Source organism: Cupriavidus sp. 05N40, from assembly GCF_056397305.1.
The window spans coordinates 1-17,946 of the sequence record NZ_JBFTND010000094.1; the positions used below are offsets into that span (position 1 = coordinate 1).

At 69.7% G+C, this 17,946-nt stretch carries 14 protein-coding genes and 1 pseudogene; 11 read left to right on the forward strand and 4 right to left on the reverse strand.

The genetic code is table 11. The features are described 5' to 3' along the window. Positions 1–415: 415 nt before the first annotated feature. The 3 genes from AC1DO7_RS21770 to AC1DO7_RS21780 all read left to right on the forward strand — a co-directional run bounded on the left by AC1DO7_RS21770 (position 416) and on the right by AC1DO7_RS21780 (position 3,389). Entirely contained in the window at positions 416–1,669 is a 1,254-nt protein-coding gene (locus AC1DO7_RS21770; protein ID WP_477116552.1) for an MFS transporter, read from the forward strand. A gap of 268 nt (positions 1,670–1,937) precedes the next feature. Further along, positions 1,938–2,432 (forward strand): asparagine synthase-related protein, encoded by a 495-nt coding sequence (locus AC1DO7_RS21775; RefSeq protein ID WP_477116553.1) that lies wholly within the window; start codon positions 1,938–1,940, stop codon positions 2,430–2,432. A gap of 72 nt (positions 2,433–2,504) precedes the next feature. After that, positions 2,505–3,389: a mechanosensitive ion channel family protein gene (locus AC1DO7_RS21780; RefSeq protein ID WP_441611809.1), complete on the forward strand. Its 885-nt coding sequence runs from the start codon at positions 2,505–2,507 to the stop codon at positions 3,387–3,389. A gap of 35 nt (positions 3,390–3,424) precedes the next feature. Here AC1DO7_RS21780 and edd read toward each other — a convergent pair whose 3' ends face one another. Continuing rightward, complete coding sequence (gene edd, locus AC1DO7_RS21785; protein ID WP_441611810.1) at positions 3,425–5,251, reverse strand: phosphogluconate dehydratase; 1,827 nt, start codon at positions 5,249–5,251, stop codon at positions 3,425–3,427. A 661-nt stretch (positions 5,252–5,912) separates the two neighbouring features. On the opposite strand from edd, the gene fusA reads away from it, so the two are divergent. Then, on the forward strand, positions 5,913–7,946 hold the full coding sequence (gene fusA / locus AC1DO7_RS21790; RefSeq protein ID WP_441611811.1) for an elongation factor G: 2,034 nt from the start codon (positions 5,913–5,915) through the stop codon (positions 7,944–7,946). 99 nt (positions 7,947–8,045) lie between these two features. On the opposite strand, the pseudogene AC1DO7_RS21795 reads toward fusA, so the two are convergent. Continuing rightward, positions 8,046–8,669: pseudogene (locus tag AC1DO7_RS21795) on the reverse strand (glutathione S-transferase family protein); the annotation flags it as partial. Between AC1DO7_RS21795 and AC1DO7_RS21800 the strand changes: the two are divergent. Further along, complete coding sequence (locus AC1DO7_RS21800) at positions 8,641–8,958, forward strand: hypothetical protein (protein ID WP_477116554.1); 318 nt, start codon at positions 8,641–8,643, stop codon at positions 8,956–8,958. The pseudogene AC1DO7_RS21795 and the gene AC1DO7_RS21800 overlap by 29 nt on opposite strands. Before the next feature lie 142 nt (positions 8,959–9,100). On the opposite strand, the gene AC1DO7_RS21805 is transcribed toward AC1DO7_RS21800, so the two are convergent. Further along, a complete protein-coding gene (locus tag AC1DO7_RS21805; RefSeq protein WP_441611813.1) occupies positions 9,101–10,648 on the reverse strand; it encodes a class I adenylate-forming enzyme family protein in 1,548 nt (515 codons plus the stop codon). Between the two features lie 85 nt (positions 10,649–10,733). Further along, the gene (locus tag AC1DO7_RS21810) at positions 10,734–11,525 is read right to left on the reverse strand and encodes a crotonase/enoyl-CoA hydratase family protein (RefSeq protein WP_441611814.1); all 792 of its coding nucleotides are present in this window, start codon (positions 11,523–11,525) and stop codon (positions 10,734–10,736) included. Between the two features lie 200 nt (positions 11,526–11,725). Here AC1DO7_RS21810 and AC1DO7_RS21815 point away from each other — a divergent pair, with 200 nt between their 5' ends. From AC1DO7_RS21815 to AC1DO7_RS21840, 6 genes are all read left to right on the forward strand, one after another. After that, positions 11,726–12,523, forward strand: coding sequence for a PaaX family transcriptional regulator (locus tag AC1DO7_RS21815; RefSeq protein WP_441611815.1), 798 nt, complete (start codon positions 11,726–11,728; stop codon positions 12,521–12,523). Positions 12,524–12,635: 112 nt separating this feature from the next. Beyond that, positions 12,636–14,084, forward strand: a complete 1,449-nt coding sequence (zwf, locus tag AC1DO7_RS21820) for a glucose-6-phosphate dehydrogenase (RefSeq protein ID WP_477116559.1) — start codon at positions 12,636–12,638, stop codon at positions 14,082–14,084. A 95-nt stretch (positions 14,085–14,179) separates the two neighbouring features. Continuing rightward, positions 14,180–14,860, forward strand: coding sequence for a 6-phosphogluconolactonase (gene pgl / locus AC1DO7_RS21825; RefSeq protein WP_441611817.1), 681 nt, complete (start codon positions 14,180–14,182; stop codon positions 14,858–14,860). A 4-nt stretch (positions 14,861–14,864) separates the two neighbouring features. After that, the gene (gene glk / locus AC1DO7_RS21830; protein ID WP_441611818.1) at positions 14,865–15,869 is read left to right on the forward strand and encodes a glucokinase; all 1,005 of its coding nucleotides are present in this window, start codon (positions 14,865–14,867) and stop codon (positions 15,867–15,869) included. Positions 15,870–15,882: 13 nt separating this feature from the next. After that, entirely contained in the window at positions 15,883–16,590 is a 708-nt protein-coding gene (locus AC1DO7_RS21835) for a response regulator transcription factor (RefSeq protein WP_441612258.1), read from the forward strand. After that, positions 16,590–17,921 carry an ATP-binding protein gene (locus AC1DO7_RS21840; RefSeq protein ID WP_477116555.1) on the forward strand — a complete coding sequence of 444 codons (1,332 nt, stop codon included), beginning with the start codon at positions 16,590–16,592 and terminating at the stop codon, positions 17,919–17,921. The genes AC1DO7_RS21835 and AC1DO7_RS21840 overlap by 1 nt, the downstream gene beginning before the upstream one ends. Positions 17,922–17,946: the final 25 nt, after the last annotated feature.

Here is a 17,946-nt window from a genome sequence, read left to right on the forward strand (position 1 = left end):
GGTGTGGCGTCGGCTGCGCGTGTGGACAAAGAGAGGCAAAGCAGGGCGGCGCCAAGGGCGGCACCCGTGAGTCGGATGGTGGGCTGCAAGGGTGGACTTCCTGGAATGCGCGGGCGGGAACTAGGGTTTGCCCGTACCGTATCGAGGGCTCGAATTATAAATACGAATCATTATCGGAATCACTTCATTTTTCGGCTCTGTGGTGACATTGCATCAAAGTTGATACATGGAAGTTGCCGCCAGCGTCGGCGGGCGCGCCCTCGCTCGGATAGAATCCGATACTTGTGGAATCAAGCATTAGCCCCGATCGGAAGTCCCGATGTGAGCAAAAGGGCAGCGTAAGGCGCTTTTCTTGTGTTTCGCCGAGTGCGGCGCGCCATGTGCCGCGCCAACTGTCCCGTCCTTGCCGCCATCCATGTCGACCCCTGCCTCCGTTCCGGCCGCCGAGCCGGACTCCGTCTTCCGCGATCCTTCGTTCCGGCTGTTCTGGTTTGCCCGCCTGTGCACCACCATCGGCTACCAGATCTTCACGGTGGCGGTGGGCTGGCAGATCTACGACCTCACGCGGGATCCCTTCATGCTCGGCATGGTGGGCCTGGTGCAGTTCCTGCCCTCGGTGATCCTGCTGCTGATGTCCGGCCACGTGGCGGACCGCTTCGACCGGCGCCTGATCGTGCGCACCTGCCAGACGCTCGAAGCGCTGATCGCCGCCTCGATGGCGCTGGCCAGCCTCAAGGGCTGGATCGCGCGCGAGCATATCTTCGTGTTCGTCGCCCTGATAGGCGCCACGCGCGCCTTCGAGACCCCCACGCTGCAGGCGCTGCTGCCCAGCGTGGTCACGCCGCGCCTGCTGCCGCGCGCGGTGGCGATGTCCAGTTCGGCGGTGCAGACCGCCATCATCATTGGCCCGGCGCTGGGCGGATTCGCCTACGTGGCCGGCCCCGGCGTGGTCTATGCCATCAGCGCCACGCTGTTCGCGGTGGCGGCCTGCCTGGTAAGCGCGATCAAGCTGCGCCAGATCGCGCAGCGCGTCACCACGCCGGTCAGCCTTTCCACGCTGTTCGCGGGCATCGCCTATATCCGTGGCCGGCCGGTACTGCTGGGGGCGATCTCGCTGGACCTGTTCGCCGTGCTGCTGGGCGGCGCCACCGCGCTGCTGCCCATCTACGCGCGCGACATACTGCACACCGGCCCGTGGGGCCTCGGCCTGCTGCGTTCGTCGCCCGCCATCGGCGCGCTGGCCACGGCGCTGTGGCTGGCGCACCACCCGATGAACCGCCGCGTGGGCCGCATCATGTTCGGCGCGGTGGCCGCGTTCGGCGTGGCCACCATGGTGTTCGGCATCTCGCGCTGGCTGCCGCTGTCGATGGCGGCGCTGGTCATGCTCGGCGCCTCCGACATGATCAGCGTGGTGGTGCGCTCCACCCTGGTCCAGCTCGACACGCCCGACGACATGCGAGGGCGCGTGGGCGCGGTCAACTCGGTCTTCATCGGCGCGTCAAACCAGCTCGGGGAATTCGAGTCCGGCGTTACTGCGGCATTGCTGGGGCCGGTGGGCGCGGTGCTGCTGGGCGGCATCGGCACGCTGGTGGTGGTGGCGGTGTGGATGCGCCTGTTCCCRTCGCTGGCCRAACGCGACCGCCTGCACGATCATCCCGTCACGGCCTGAGCGCCGCCATGGTTGTCCCGGCACGGCGCTCCTGCCCTGCCGGCATTCCCTTGCGGACGCCAAAGCGCGAAAGCGTACCCGTTTCTGCGTGCCCTGCGCGCCGCGCCCCGCGGCCGCAACGCCGAAGCCAAAACACCCCGATCGGCACATCGGCAAATTTCTTCGATTCGCCGCCAGGCCTTGCCACGCAAGGGCTGGTGCCGCTTCGGCGCCTGCGCTTTGCCGCCACGCTGGCGGCGCTGCTGGCTGCGCGCTGCCATGCGCAGCCGTGYGCCGCCGCACCGTGGCCGATGTGCCGGTGGGCATGCTGCCTTCGGGCGGCGTGGACTCGAGCCGGATCACCGGCCTGCACGCAGAAACGGGTACGCCCGGCCTGCGCACCCATGCAATCGGCTTCGAATCGGTGGGCGGCGAAGCCGGTGACGCGTCCCAATACCCGGACCTCGTGGCCAGTCATTTCGGCACCCACCGCGAGAAGATGCCGATCCCCGCGCCGGGCACGATGTGCGTACCGCGCTGCTTTGCTTCGGCGCAGGTGCATCGCATGGCGACGAGCGCACCCGTCTGCCCGTGCCCGTGCCTCTCGCGGAGCTGCCCACCGTCTATATTCAGAGCGGCCCCACCTTGCCGGAAGACCGCCAGCGCCACACAGGCTCGGCGGCCGGCTTCTCGCACCAGCCCGATCCGGGCCAGTCCGCGCGCAGCGCCGCTGCCCGATGCGGGCGAACGGATGCATCGCCATCGCGAAGATCGCTCGTCCTGAGCCGTCGCGCTCAGTTCTTTCCTTTTTTTCAGTCATTCCCGCGTTTACGTTTACTCTCCGGAGCCGATTGCCATGAACCTCAACTTCATCGAGCCCCACAAGCTGGAAGCGGCCTGGGCCTACCTTGCGCAGCTGATCGTGCAGCAGGGCCTGAACTGCATTGCCGCCGTGCTGATCCTGGTGCTGGGCTGGTGGTTTTCCGGGCGCGCCCGTTCTGCCGTGCTGCGCGCATTCGACCGGCCGCGCGTGGACGCCACGCTGCGTCCCATGCTGGCCAGCGTCACGCAATGGGTCGTGCGCGTGATCACCGTGGTGCTGGTGCTGTCGCAATTCGGCGTGCAGACCGCCAGCATCATCGCCATGCTCGGCGCGGCCGGCCTGGCCATCGGCCTGGCGCTGCAGGGCACGCTGCAGAACATCGCGGCCGGCATCATGCTGGTGTTGCTGCGGCCGTTCCGCGTGGGCCAGTACATCGACGCGCAGGGCGTGGCCGGCACGGTGCGCGAGACCGGCTTGTTCATGACCGAGCTGACCACGTCCGACGGGGTTTGCCTGCGCGTGCCCAACGGCAAGATCTGGGGCAGCGCCATCACCAACTACAGCGAGAACCCCACGCGCCGGCTGGATATCGAAGTCACCGTCACCTTCGGCGCCGACATCCAGGCCGCGCTCGACGCGCTGCGCGCCATGCTTGCCACGGAAAAGCGCCTGCTGCCCGATCCTGCCGCCGAAGTCATGGTGGTCAACTACGCCGCGCAGGGCGTCACGCTCAACGTGCGCTGCTGGACCCGCGCCGACAACTACTGGAGCGTGCGCTTCGGTTTCTACCAGCGCATCAAGCCGGTGCTCGAAGCCGCCGGCTGCCCGATCGCCGTGCCGGTGCAGGAAGTGCGCGTGCCCGACGATGCGCAACGCTCCGGGCCTGTCGCCCCCGGCGCTGCGCAGCGCCTGAGCTGACGCGCATCTTCACGCGACCCGCAGCGCCGCAGCACTCAGCCCTCGTCGGCCAGCAAAGAGCAAGCGCCTTCCTCGGCCGTGCTCACGTGCCTGCGGAAGCCGCTGAACAGGTCGCGGCCCACACCGTGCCGGTTGGCGGAGAGATCCGGCGGCGTGATGTCGCGCGCGTCCCATTGCGCCTGCGGCACCATCACCGTCAGCACGCCGGCATGCGCGTCCACGCGCATCGGGTCGCCGTCGCGCACGCGCGCGATGCCGCCGCCGTTCAGCGCCTCGGGGCAGACATGGATGGCGGCCGGCACCTTGCCCGATGCGCCCGACATGCGCCCGTCCGTCACCAGCGCCACGTGAAAGCCGCGATCCTGCAGCACGGTCAGCGTGGGTGTGAGCTTGTGCAGCTCGGGCATGCCGCAGGCGGCCGGCCCCTGCCATGGCAGCACCGCGACGAAGTCGCGCTCCAGCTCGCCGCGCTTGAACGCCGCGATCAGTGCATCCTGCGTGTGAAAGACCAGCGCCGGCGCCAGCACGACATGGTGCTCGGGCTTGACGGCGGAGATCTTGAGCACGGCGCGGCCGATATTGCCGTCGAGCAGCTTGATGCCGCCCTCCGGCGCGAAGGGCTGCGCGGCGGGACGCACGATGGCGTCGTCCAGCGGTGCGGCCGGCCCGTCGATCCACGTCAGTTTGCCGTCGCGCAATACCGGTTCGCGCGTGTAGTCGGCCAGGCCCTTGCCCACCACGGTGGTCACGTCGTCATGCAGCAGGCCGAGTTCCAGCAGGCCGCGGATCACCACGGGCAGGCCGCCCGCCGCCTGGAACTGGTTCACGTCCGCGCTGCCGTTCGGATACACGCGCGCCAGCAGCGGCACCACTTCCGACAGTTCGGCGAAATCGTCCCAGCCCAGCACGATGCCCGCGATACGTGCCATCGCGATGAGGTGCAGCGTGTGGTTGGTGGAGCCGCCGGTGGCCAGCAGCCCCACGATGCCGTTGACGAAGGCGTGCTCGTCGAGCACGTCCGCCACCGGCGTATAGCGTTCGCCACCATGCACCAGGCGCAGGGCCTGGCGCGCGGATTCGCGCGTGAGCGCTTCGCGCAGCGGCGTGTTGGGATTGACGAAGGCGGTGCCGGGCAGATGCAGGCCCATCATCTCCATCAGCATCTGGTTGGAGTTGGCGGTGCCGTAGAAGGTGCAGGTGCCGGGGCCGTGGTAAGACTTGCTCTCCGCTTCGAGCAGTTCCGCGCGGCCGATCTTGCCCTCGGCGTACTGCTGGCGGATGCGCGCCTTTTCCTCGTTGCCGATGCCGGTGGTCATGGGCCCGCCCGGCACGAAGATGGCAGGCAGGTGACCGAAGGACAGCGCACCCATCACCAGTCCCGGCACGATCTTGTCGCACACGCCCAGGTACAGCGCGCCGTCGAACATCTGGTGCGACAGCGCCACCGCCGTGGACATCGCGATCACGTCGCGCGAGAACAGCGACAGGTCCATGCCGTCCTGGCCCTGCGTCACGCCATCGCACATGGCAGGCGTCCCGCCGGCGAACTGCGCGGTGCCGCCCGCCTCCAGCGCGGCTTCCTTGAGCCACTGCGGATATTCCGCCAGTGGCTGGTGCGCGGACAGCATGTCGTTGTAGGACGAGACGATGGCGAGATTCGGCCGCTCCTGCGCCTTCAGGCGGATCTTGGCCTGCTCCGGCATGGCAGCCATGCCGTGCGCCAGGTTGGTACAGGACAGGTTCGCGCGTTCCACTTTCTGTCCCGCCATGGCGTGCGTGCGCGCCAGGTAGGCTTGCCGGGTGCCGGCGCTGCGCTCGACGATGCGGGCGGTGACCCGTTCCAGGACTGGATGGCTTGGCATGGGGATCTCCTGCGTGGGGTATCGTTGTCAGCCTGCGTTTTTCAGCGTAGTGCACTTTGTCGGGGGATGCACGCATGCATCGCGTCCTGCACGTGGCGCCGACAAGTGCTAGACTGCGCTCCATTCTCCGGAGTTCAGACGACATGAAGCAAGCAGCCCGACGCACCGCCGCATATGCCGCATTCGCAGCGTTTGCAGCGTTTGCCGTGGCACCTTACGGTGATCGCGTGCTGCTGGCCTTTCACGTCTAGTCTTCCGAGCGTCGCGCCCGGAAGGCACAGAAGCCATTCCGGGAAACGACGAAGCAAGAACATCGCCAACCCCGGACGGCCCCGCAGGTCTTCCGGGGTTTTGTTTTTGCAGTTCACCACCATCTGATGCGCCATGCGTACCTACGACAAGCTGATCGCCACGATTCACTCCGGCCAAGGGAACGGGAGCTTGCGCTCGTCCCTTGGCTTGGTAGCGGCGCCGGTTGTCGCAGCCGTCGATGTCATTGCGTGCCGCATGCGGCATGCCGGCGCCGTTCCGCAAGCGATTCCATAGCCCCCTGGCTGCCATGCGCAGTCCCGGGGCATCGCACGGACCGCCTGCCCGGGGACACCAGAAGCACCCTGGCAGGCACGCACCCGCCAGGGTGTTTTTGCACAGGCAGCCCATCATGGAACGCAAGGAACCCAGGAACGACAACGTCAGGAACATCGGCATCATCGCCCACGTGGACGCGGGCAAGACCACCACCTCCGAACGCATCCTGTTCTACACCGGCGCCAGCCACCGGCTCGGCGAAGTGCACGACGGCGCCGCCGCCATGGACTTCGACCCGCAGGAGCAGGCGCGCGGCATCACCATCAACAGCGCCGCCACTTCGGTGGCCTGGCGCGGCCACCGCATCAACCTGATCGATACGCCCGGCCACATCGATTTCAGTATCGAGGTGAACCGTTCGCTGCGCGTGCTCGACGGCGCCGTGGTGGTGTTCGACGGCGTGGCCGGCGTGGAGCCGCAGACCGAGACCAACTGGCGCCTGGCCGACCGCTACCGCGTGCCGCGCCTCGCCTTCGTCAACAAGCTCGACCGCACCGGCGCGGACTTCCTGCGCGTGGTGGGCATGATCGAGGCGCGCCTGGGCGCGGTGCCGCTGGTGCTGCAATTGCCCATCGGCAGCGAAGCCGCGTTCGCGGGCGTGGTCGATCTCGTCGCCATGCAGGCGCTGCTCTGGCCCGACGGCAACGGCACGCAGGTGTACGCCACGCAGCCCGTGCCGGCCGGAATCGCGCAGCAGGCCACGGCCTGGCGCCAGCGCTTGCTGGAGACGCTGGCCGAGCACGACGAGGCCATGCTGGAAGACTATCTCGCCGGCCGCGAGCCGGACGAGGTGGCGCTGCGCGCGGCCATCCGCCGCGTCACCGTGGCCGGCGCCGGCGTGCCGGTGCTGGCTGGTTCCGCCTTCAAGAACAAAGGCGTGGAACCGCTGCTCGATGCCGTGACCGGCTACCTGCCCGCGCCGCAGGACGTGGCACGCCCCGATCTCTGCGCGGACCCCGCCGGGCCGCTGGTGGCGCTCGCCTTCAAGGTGGTGCACGACGCGCACGGCACGCTCACGTTCGCGCGCATCTACCGCGGGCGGCTTGCCGCCGGCGACACCGTGCTCAATGCCCGCAGTGGCAAGCACGAGCGCGTGGCGCGCTTGTACGAGATGCATGCCGGCTGCAAGCAGGAGCGCGGCGTCGCCGTGGCTGGCGATATCGTGGCAATCGCGGGCCTCAAGGCCACCGTCACCGGCGACACCCTGGCCGACCCCGCGCATCCCGTGGTRCTCGAGACCATCGACGCGCCCGAGCCGGTGATCGACGTCGCCATCGAGCCGCGCACCCATGCCGACCAGGCCGGCCTCGCACGCGGCTTGCAGGCGCTGGTGCAGGAGGACCCGAGCCTGCGTCTGCGGCAGGATCCGGAGAGCGGGCAGACGCTGCTGTCTGGCATGGGCGAGCTGCAGCTCGAGGTCACGCTGGAGAAACTGCGCACGCGCTTTCACGTGGAGGTGACGGTGGGCCGCCCGCAGGTGGCGTATCGCGAGACACTCACGCGCGTTGCCGAGGCGCGCCATCTGCACCGCAAGCAAAGCGGCGGGCCGGGCCAGTACGCGGAAGTGCTGCTGCGCATCGAGCCGCTGCCGCGCGGCGAAGGCCTGCAGTTCGAGAGCCGCATCTCAGGCGGCGCGGTGCCGCGCGAATACGTGCCGGCGGTGGAAGCCGGCATCCGCCGCGCCGCCGCGCAGGGCGTGCTGGCGGGCCATGCGCTGGTGGATTTCAAGGCGGTCCTGCTCGACGGCAGCTATCACGAGCGCGATTCCTCGGCGCTGGCGTTCGAGACCGCTGCCGCCGCGGCGCTGCGCGAAGCCGCGCGCGCCGCGGCACCCGTGGTGCTGGAGCCGCTCATGGCGGTCGAAGTCATCACGCCGGTCGATCATGTGGGCGATGTGATCGGGGATCTGCACCGCCGCCGCGGCGTCGTGCGCGGGCAATCGCAGCGGGCGGGTGGCGCATCGGTGATCGAGGCGCATGTGCCGCTGGCCGGCATGTTCGGTTATATCGGCAGCCTGCGTGCGCTGAGTTCGGGACGTGCCAGCTTCGGCATGCAGTTCGATCACTACGCGCCGGCGCGTGCCAAGGTGGTGGAGTCGGTTGCGTAGCGCGCTTCGCCAGATGAGAAAAAGCCCGCCCGGCGTCGCGCCGGTGCGGGCTTTTTTACCTGTGCCCGCGTCTGGCGGGCTGGTCCTGCTTGCGGCGCCTCAGTCGCGCTTGGGGATATTCAGGCCCCTGGCCACTGCTGGCCGCGCCAGGAAGGTGTCCAGCGCGCGCGTGACTTGCGGGAAGTCCTCGATGCCCACCAGTTCGCCAGCCTCGTAGAAGCCGATCAGGTTGCGCACCCACGGGAAGGTGGCGATGTCCGCGATGGTGTATTCGGCGCCCATGATCCAGGCGCGGCCCGTCAGGCGTGCCTCGAGCACGGCCAGCAGGCGCTTGGCCTCGGCCACGTAGCGGTCGCGCGGGCGCTTGTCTTCGTAATCCTTGCCGGCGAATTTGTTGAAAAAGCCGAGCTGGCCGAACATCGGGCCGATGCCGCCCATCTGGAACATCAGCCACTGGATGGTCTCGTAGCGGCCGGCCGCATCCTGCGGGATCAGCTTGCCGCTCTTGTCGGCCAGGTAGAGCAGGATCGCGCCCGATTCGAACAGGCCGAGCGGCTTGCCGTCCGGGCCGTTGGGATCGATGATCGCGGGGATCTTGTTGTTCGGGCTGAGCGAGAGGAACTCAGGCGAGGTCTGGTCGCTGATATCGAAGCGCACCAGATGCGGCTCGTACGGCAGGCCGGTTTCCTCCAGCATGATGGAGATCTTCACACCGGTCGTCGTCGCCGGGCGGGCTGACGCCCGCGGCCGTCAGGCAATCGCGCAGATGCTTGATTTCCTGCTTGGCGCAGACATTGCCGTGATGCGGATGATGCAGGTAGAACTCGTGCTCGTTGAGCACCACCCGGAAACGCGCGCCCTGGATGGGCTCCACTTTGGCGCCGAGCTGCTGCAGGAGCGATTCGACCTCGCGCCAGTGGATATTGTTGCTGAGCGGGTGGCTGAAGATCGACTGCAGCAGGCTCCGGGATTTATGGCTCATAGCGGGCTCGATCGGCATCGGCGGCAATAGCCGTAGCATACAAGAGCGGATCGCTTGGCGCTCGCGTTACGCCAGGCGACGTATCCGGCATCTCCGTGTTCAATGCTGCTTGCCGCGCGGCGCCGACCAAAGCCGGGCGGGGCGGCAAGCAGCGCGGCGGCGACGGCGAGCCCTAGGCGGCGCCGCCGGCCGCGCGGTAGCGATCGCGCAGTTCGCGCCGGTTCATCTTGCCGACCGCGGTCTTGGGCAGGTCGGCGGCGAACAGCACGCGGCGTGGCTTCTTGTACGCGGCCAGCCGCGCCGCCACGTGGCCAGCCAGTTCTGCTGCCAGGGCCTCGCCGGCGGGGTGGCCGGCATGCAGCACCACCACCGCGCTGACGGCTTCCACCCATTTCTCGTCGGGCAGCCCGATCACGGCGCACTCGCGCACGGCGGGGTGGGTCAGCAAGGCGTTCTCGACTTCGCCCGGATATACGTTGTAGCCGCCGCTGACGATCATGTCGGAGGTGCGGTCCTTCAGGTGCAGGAAGCCGTCCGCGTCGAACACGCCGATATCGCGCGTGCGCACCCAGCCGTGCGGCAGGAAGGTCTGCGCGGTGAGTTCGGGCGCGTCGTGATAGCCGGCCACGGCCGACGGTGCGCGCACGGCGATCTCGCCGGGCTGGCCGCGCGGCACGTCGTGGCCGGCCTCGTCGACCAGGCGCAGTTCCACTTCCGGCGCCACCTGGCCGCAGGCACCGAGGCGCTCGCCGTGATGGTCCTCGGGGCGCAGCACGGCCAGGCACAGCGGCACCTCGGTCTGGCCGTAGTACTGCCAGAAGCGGTGCCGGCCCCACAGCGCCATGGCGCGCTCGATCACCGGGCGCGGCATGGGAGAGGCCCCGTAGATCACGTAGCGCAGCGCGTCCACCTTGCACGTCGCCATGGCCGGCAGCGATACCAGCATCTGCAGCATGGTGGGCACCAGGTTGATGGCGGTGACGCGCTCGCGCTCGATGGCGGCGAGGAAGGCGGCGGGTTCGAAGCCGGGCAGGATCACGGTCTTGCCGCCGCGCAGCCAGAACGGCAGCACGAACACGCCGCTGGCGTGGATCAGCGAGGCAGCGTGCAGCATGGTGTCGTCCGGCGTGGCCGGCAGCAGGTTGAGCAGCACGTTGCGGCAGATCGCCGCGTACGACGCCTGCGTGTGCTGCGCGGCCTTGAGGGTGCCAGTGGTGCCGGAGGTAAACAGCGTGAGGATGATGTCGTCCTCGGCCACCTGCACGTCGGGGTCGGTGGCGGGCTGCGCCCGCGCGGCCGCCAGCAGGTCGGTGCCACCGTCCAGGGCCGTGCCGATGCCGTGGCACGCCAGGGCGGGCAGGGCATCGCGCAGTGCCTGCGCGCGCTCGGCCAGGTCGGCGCCGAACACCAGCATGCGGCAGCCGGTGTCCTGCAGCATGCGCAGGTGCTCGGCCAGCGACAGGCGCGCGTTCAGTGGCACGCGGTTTACCGCAGCCTTGACGCAGGCGAAGTCGAGCGGGACGCTGTGCAAGCCATTGTTGAGCAGCAGCGCGACGCGTTCGCCCGGCGCCGCGCCGGCCGCGCGCAGGGCATGGGCCAGTTGCGCGCTGAGCGCGTTTACCTGCGTATACGTCATGCTGTGTTCGCCGAAGACAATGGCCGTGCGCGGGCCGTGCTGAGCCGCGCCGCGGCGGATCAGTTCAAGCGTGGTGGTGGTCATGGGCTTGTCTCTTCCTCGTTGTTTTCATGGATCTTTTTGCGCAGAAACGGGTACGCCCGGGCTTTCGCGCGGGCGCCGCGCGCGTCTAGCCCGCGAACTTGCCGTGCCGTCCGGCGCCCCCGACGAAGCGCGCGGCGCCGGGTATACCTTCCTCGAACACGATCGGCGTGCCGTTGGCCCCTTCGGCGCGCAGCGCGTCGGCCAGCGGYAGCTCCCATTGGCTGAGTGCGGAGGCGCGGTCGGTCAGCATGCAGCGCTGCGGGAAGGCTGCCAGCTCGTGTGCCAGCGCCTCGGCGGCGGCGCGCGCCTGGCCTGTCTCCACCACGCGGTTGGCCAGGCCCATGCCGAGCGCCTCGTCGGCCGGCACCGCGCGCCCGGTGAGGATCATGTCGAGCGCCCGTCCCATGCCGACGATGCGCGGCAGGCGCACCGTGCCGCCGTCGATCAGCGGCACGCCCCAGCGCCGGCAGAACACGCCGAATACGGCGTCGCGCTCGGCCACGCGCAGGTCCGCCAGCAGCGCCAGCTCCAGCCCGCCCGCCACCGCGTAGCCACTGACCGCGGCGATCAGCGGCTTGGACAGGGCCATCCGGCTCGGACCCATCGGCCCCGCGCCGCCGCCCTGCGGATCCAGTTCGTGGCGGCGCGCCGGATCGCCGACCGCGCTCAGGTCCGCGCCGCCGCAGAAATGCCCGCCGGCGCCCCACAGCACCGCCACGCGCAGCGCCGGGTCGGCCTCGAATTGCGTGAAGGCCGCGCGCAGGGCCAGCGCCATGGGGCCGTCCACGGCGTTGCGCTTGCCGGCGCGGTCCAGAATGATGGTGAAGACCGGGCCGTCGGTCTCGGTCCTGACATAGGGGTTGGGCGTACTATCCATGCGCGTCCTTGGGCAGTGAGGTGCGGTTGGCGGAAGATGTGTCAGAGTGGCGGCTTAGGTGTTTGTCCAGATGCCGAAATGTTTCAGCAAATGATATATATATGTCATGTGTAGAAATATTCATCGTATACCCCCGGCCGTTCGCTCGCCTCATTCGTCCCACTCGTCCCACTCTTTCCATTTGTCCCACGCCCCCATCCATGCATGAAATAGAGATCCGCGAGCCTTCGGCCACCGACCTGGTCCTCGACCTGCTGTTTGGCCACCCGGAGCGCACCTTGCCGGTACACGCGCTGGCGCGCGGCGCCGAGGTGATGGGCATCGGCACGCCCAGCGTGCGGGTGGCGCTGACGCGGCTGCAGCACCAGGGCCGCATCGTCAAGACTGAGCGCGGCTGCTACGCGGTGCTGCCGGAGGGCAACCCCGTCTACGACGAAGTCGAGAACTGGTTCGAGAAGGAGAGCCGGCTCGAGCAATGGAACGGCGGCTGGCTGGTGGTGCAGGATGCCGCGGTGGCGCGCGCCGAGAAGACCGCCTGGCGCCACCATGCGCGCGCGCTGGCGCTGTGCGGCTTCCGGTCCCTGGCGGCGGCCATCAATGTGCGGCCGGACAACCTTGCCGGTGGCGCCCCGGCGATGCGCGCGGCGCTGGGCAGGCTGGGCATGGCCAGCGCCAGCCTGCTGTTCGTGGGCCGCGAGTTCGACGAGGACGCCACCGCTCGCATGCTGCAGTTGTGGGACGTGCCGGCGCTGCAGGCGGCCTACCGCCGCGCGCTCGCCCAGCTCGAGCGCAGCCGCGCCAAGCTCGCGCGCATGGAGCCCGACGCCAGCGCGCGCGAAAGCATGCTGGTGGGCCGTGCCATCATCCGTGCCATCGTGCGCGATCCGCTGCTGCCCGAGGCCATCATGGACCCGGCGCCGCGCCGCGACCTGATCGAAGCCACCCGCGCCTACCAGCTCCACGCCAGGGCGCTGTGGGTGGAGCTGCTCGGCGCCTAGCCTCGCCAAGTGGCGGCGACTCACTTAAACTTGCCGGAACTGATGCGATGCATCGTGTCACTGACCAAGGTGACGCATCCACGCTGGCCACGACAAGGAGTACAGGGTGAGCATGCCCGATTTCGACATGGTGCTGTTCGGCGGCACCGGGGACCTGGCGCGGCGCAAGCTGCTGCCCGCGCTGTTCGATGCGCACCGCGCGGGGCTGCTGCATCCCGCTGCCCGGATCCTCGCCACGGGCAGCCACCCGCTGACCACCGCGGACTACATCGGCTCGCTGGAGCAGAGCGTGCGCCCGGGGCTCGAGCACGCGCCGCCGGAAGCCTGGAACGCCTTCCTGGCCCGCATCACCTACGTGCAGGCCGACGCGCGCGAGCCGGCACACTTCGACGCGCTGGCGCGCATGGTCCTGCAGCGCGCCCCCGAGGTGGTGGTCTGCTACCTGGCCACCGGTCCCCATATCTTCGTGCCGATCTGCGAGCAACTGGCGCGAACGGGGCTCAACCACCCCAATGTCCGCATCGTGCTGGAGAAGCCGCTGGGGCATGACCTGCAATCGTCCGACGCCATCAACTCGGCGGTGGCGCAGTATTTCGCCGAAGACCAGATCTACCGGATCGACCACTACCTCGGCAAGGAGTCGGTGCAGAACCTGATGGCGATCCGCTTCGGTAACGCGCTGTTCGAGCCGCTGTGGCGCCGCGAATGGGTGCAGGACGTGCAGATCACCATCGCCGAGGAGCTTGGCGTGGAGACGCGCGGCGAYTTCTACGACMRCACCGGCGCMYTGCGCGACATGGTGCAGAACCACCTGCTGCARCTGCTGTGCATGGTGGCSATGGAGCCGCCCACCAGCCTGTCCGAGGACAGCATCCGCGACGAGAAGATCAAGATCCTCAAGGCGCTCAGGCCCATCCTGCCGCAGGACGTGTCCGAGAAGACCGTGCGTGGCCAGTACCGCGCTGGCGCCGCGGGCGGCAAGCCGGTGCCGGGCTACCTGGATGAAAAAGGCATCGCGCCGGACAGCCGCACCGAGACCTTCGTCGCCATCAAGGCGGAGATCGCCAACTGGCGCTGGGCCGGCGTGCCGTTCTACCTGCGCACCGGCAAGCGCATGCAGTCGCGCGTGGCGGAGATCGTGATCCACTTCCGCGATGTGCCGCATGCGATCTTCCCGCGCCCGCTCACGCTGTCGCCGCAGAACCGGCTGGTGATCCGGCTGCAGCCCGAGGAGAGCATCCGCCTGTACTTCCTGGTCAAGCAGCCCGGCGATACCGTGGCGCTCACGCCCACCTCGCTCGACCTGGATTTCGCCAACTCCTTCAAGGTGCGCCGTGCCGGCGCCTACGAACGCCTGCTGCTCGATGTCATCCGCGGCCGGCTGGGCCTGTTCGTGCGGCGCGACGAGCAGGCGCAGGCCTGGCGCTGGGTCGAGCCCATCCTCGATACCTGGCAGCAGAGCACGGTGCCGCCCAAGCCGTATACCGCGGGTACCTGGGGGCCGGCCGCATCGTCGGCGCTGATGTCGCGGGACGGCTCGCTCTGGCACGAAGAGGTATGAGCCGGGCGCCATGCGCAACGCGCCACAGGCCATAGGCCATAGGCCACAGGCCATAGGCCATAGGCAGCGGACAAACCAAACCACGGGAGACCGGCATGCGACGCTTCGAACATACCTCCGAGATGGACCTGGCCGAAGCGCTGGCAATCTCGGTGGCCCATGCGCTGGAACTGGCCATCGGCGTCAACGGGTGGGCCGTGCTGGCCGTCTCGGGAGGCCGCTCGCCGGTGGCATTCTTCGAGCGGCTGCGCTACCGCACCATCCGCTGGGAGGCGGTCACCATCACGCTGGTCGACGAACGCGCGGTGCCGCCGGACCATGCGGACAGCAATGGCGTGCTGGTGCGCCGCCACCTGCTGCGCGAGGCCGCCGCCAAGGCCGCCTTCGTGCCGCTGGTGGCCAATGACGCGGAAGCGGCCGATCCCGCCAGCGCGGTGGCGCGCCTCAATGCGGCCTGGCACCAGCCCGACGTGGTGGTGCTGGGCATGGGCGAGGACGGCCACACCGCATCGCTGTTCCCGGAGGCTCCCGAGCTGGAGCATGCCCTGTCGGACACGCATCCCGGCTACCTGGTCACCCATCCGCGCGAGGCGCCCCATGCGCGCATCACGCTCAACCTGGCGGCACTGCTGGCGGCCGGGCGCGTCTTCCTTTCGATCGCGGGACCGGCCAAGGCGGCCGTGTTCGCGCGTGCCTGCCAGGCCCCGACCCCGGCACTGCCGGTCAGCCTGGTGATGAGCCGGCACCGGCACGGCACCGACGTTTTTTCTGCCTGAGACCATGCAAAACTACCCGCGCCTGCTCGGCGATGTCGGCGGCACCAATGTGCGCTTCGCGCTGGAGACCGCGCCGCAGCGCATCGGTCCGGTGACTGCACTCAAGGTGGCCGATTTCAACTCGCTGGAAGCGGCCATGCGGCATTACCTGGAAGGCCTGCCGGCCGGCAGCGGGCGCCCGCGCTACGCCGCCGTCGGCCTGGCCAACCCGGTGACCGGCGACCGGGTCAAGCTGACCAACCATGCCTGGGCCTTCTCGATCTCGGAGATGCAGCGCGCGCTTGGCCTGGACCTGCTCGTCGCCATCAACGATTTCACCGCGCTGGCGCTCGGCCTGCCGCACCTCGGCCCGCACGACCTGGCGCAGGTGCGCGACGGCAGCCCGACGCTCCATGCGCCGCTGGCGCTGGTCGGCCCCGGCACGGGGCTCGGCGTCTCGGCCCTGGTGCCGGCAAGCGCCGGCCCCGCGGTGGCGCTGGCCGGGGAGGGCGGCCATATCGAACTGATGCCCGACACCGACGACGAATGGATCGCCTGGCGCGCGGCCCACGCCGCCTTTGGCCGCGTGTCCGCGGAGCGCCTTTTGTCGGGCAGGGGCCTGTCCCTGACACACGCCGCGCTGCACGCAGAAATGGGTACGCCCCTGGCACGCCCGCTCGATCCGGCCGAGGTCACGGAGGGTGCGATCGGCCAGGCCGACCCCGTCTGCCGGCGCGCGCTTGGCGTGTTCTGCGGCTTGCTGGGCTCGGTGGCGGCCGACATCGCACTGGTGCTGGGCGCGCGCGGCGGCGTATACATCGGCGGCGGCATCGTGCCGCGCTTCGTGCCGGTGCTGCGCGAGTCGGCCTTCGGTGCGCGCTTTGTCGCCAAGGGCCGCATGGGCGCCTATCTGGAAAGCCTGCCGGTATACGTGATCACCGCCCAATTCCCCTCGCTGCCGGGCCTGGCGCAGGCGCTGGCCGATGCGCTGGCGCACGGCCGGCACGGCAAGCGCGCCGATCCAGCCTGATGCGGACCTGACCATGCGCGTATTGCTGGTGGAAGACGATGCCATGATCGGCGACAGCGTGAGAGTGGCGCTGCGCCAGGAAGGCTTTGCGGTGGACTGGGTGCAGGACGGCGAGGCGGGCCTGGCCGCGGCCACCCGGCAGGGCGGCCCGGACAGCGAGGACTGCTATGCGCTGATCCTGCTTGACCTTGGCCTGCCGCGGCGCTCCGGGCTGGAGGTGCTGGCCGCGCTGCGCGCGCGCGGCGTGGCCACGCCGGTGCTGATCCTGACCGCGCGCGACGCCGTGGCCGACCGCGTGGCCGGCCTCAACGCCGGTGCCGATGACTACCTCGTCAAGCCCTTCGACCTGCAGGAGCTGGCCGCGCGCATGCACGCGCTGGCACGCCGCGCGCAGGGGCGGGCCGAGCCGCTGCTGCGCCATGGCGACATCGTCATCAATCCGGTGACGCGCGAAGTCACGCTCGCCGGCGAGCGGGTCAAGCTGTCGGCGCGCGAGTTCGGCCTGCTGTCCGCGCTGCTGGCGCGGCCCGGCAAGGTGTGGTCGGTGGCGCAGCTCGAGGAGCGCCTGTATGGCTGGGGGGACGAAGTGGGCAGCAACACCGTGGAGGTCTACATCCACGCGCTGCGCAAGAAGTTCGGCGCGGCGCTGATCCGCAATATCCGCGGCGTGGGCTACGTGGTGCCCAAGCCCGAGGCCGGCGCGCCCGGGGGCGCGGCCTGATGCGCTCGATCCAGAAGACCCTGCTGTGGTGGCTGGCGCTCGGCCTGGTGCTGGGCATCGCCGTCGCCACCGCGCTGATCTATGGCCAGGCGCGCCAGGAGGCTAATGCGCTGTTCGACTACCAGATGAAGCAGGTAGCGGCGGCATTGCCCAGCCAGTTCGCCGATCCGGTGATGCCCTCGTTCGCGCAGCCCGAGCCGGGCGGCAGCCTGTTCCATGCCGACGAGGACGTGGTGATCCACATCTGGGACGGCTCGGGCCGCAGCCTCTATCTCTCGCATGCGCATCCGGAGCTGCCGCAGCGCGCCGAGCTGGGCTTCTCCAATGTCAGGACGGACGAAGGCGAGTGGCGCATCTACAGCGTSCAGCTCGGGCCRGCCGTGGTGCAGATCGCTCAGCCCATGTCGGCGCGCAGCGACGTGGCCGCGCGCATGGCGCTGCGTACGGTGACGCCGCTGCTGCTGTTGCTGCCGCTGYTCGGCTGGCTGGTGTGGGTGGCGGTGGGGCGCGGCCTGCGGCCATTGCGCGAGATCGCCGCCGGGGTGCGCCAGCGCGACGCCAATGCGCTCTCGCCGCTGGCCGTGAGCCGCATGCCCGACGAGATCGCGCCGCTCACCGAAGCGCTCAACCAGCTGCTGGCGCGCCTGTCCCATGCGCTCGACACCCAGCGCGCCTTCGTGGCGGACGCGGCGCATGCGCTGCGCACGCCGCTCGCGGCGCTGCAACTGCAGGCGCAGCTGGTAGAGCGCGCCGACACCGCCGAGGCGCGCCGCGAGGCCGTGGGCAAACTGCGCCAGGGGCTGGAGCGGCTTACGCACCTGGTGGCGCAGCTGCTGACGCTGGCGCGGCAGGAGCCGGGCGCCGCGACGCCGCCGCATGAGCCGGTCGACCTGCGCGCGCTGGCGCAGAGCGTGGTGGCCGAGATGACGCAGGCCGCGCTCGATCGCCGGATCGACCTCGGCCTCGACGCCAGTGGCGGCGCGCAGCCGCTCCTCGTGCGTGGCGACCCGGACGCGCTGCGCATCTTGCTGACCAACCTGGTGGACAACGCGCTGCGCTACGTGCCGGCAGGAGGCCGGGTGGACGTGCAGGTCGCGGCCGACGGCAGCGGCGCCGCGGAACTGGTGGTGCGCGACGACGGGCCGGGTATTGCGGCCGACGAACGCGCGCGCGTGTTCGACCGTTTCTACCGCGTGCCGGAGGCGCCCACCGGCGGCAGCGGGCTGGGCCTGGCCATCGTGGCCGAGATCGCGCAGTCGCACGGTGCGCGCGTGGCGCTGGAAGACGCGGCGCCGGGCCTGCGCGTGCGCGTCGCCTTTCCCGCTGCCTGAGGCACGGCGGCACCGCGCTTCAGGC

Bases quoted from the DNA above. Each gene is read 5' to 3' on its own strand.
- AC1DO7_RS21780 (WP_441611809.1), top strand. From the start codon at position 2,505: ATGAACCTCAACTTCATCGAGCCCCACAAGCTGGAAGCGGCCTGGGCC.
- AC1DO7_RS21835 (WP_441612258.1), top strand. From the start codon at position 15,883: ATGCGCGTATTGCTGGTGGAAGACGATGCCATGATCGGCGACAGCGTG.
- AC1DO7_RS21800 (WP_477116554.1), top strand. From the start codon at position 8,641: ATGATGGAGATCTTCACACCGGTCGTCGTCGCCGGGCGGGCTGACGCC.
- AC1DO7_RS21805 (WP_441611813.1), bottom strand. From the start codon at position 10,648: ATGACCACCACCACGCTTGAACTGATCCGCCGCGGCGCGGCTCAGCAC.
- AC1DO7_RS21815 (WP_441611815.1), top strand. From the start codon at position 11,726: ATGCATGAAATAGAGATCCGCGAGCCTTCGGCCACCGACCTGGTCCTC.
- pgl (WP_441611817.1), top strand. From the start codon at position 14,180: ATGCGACGCTTCGAACATACCTCCGAGATGGACCTGGCCGAAGCGCTG.
- edd (WP_441611810.1), bottom strand. From the start codon at position 5,251: ATGCCAAGCCATCCAGTCCTGGAACGGGTCACCGCCCGCATCGTCGAG.
- glk (WP_441611818.1), top strand. From the start codon at position 14,865: ATGCAAAACTACCCGCGCCTGCTCGGCGATGTCGGCGGCACCAATGTG.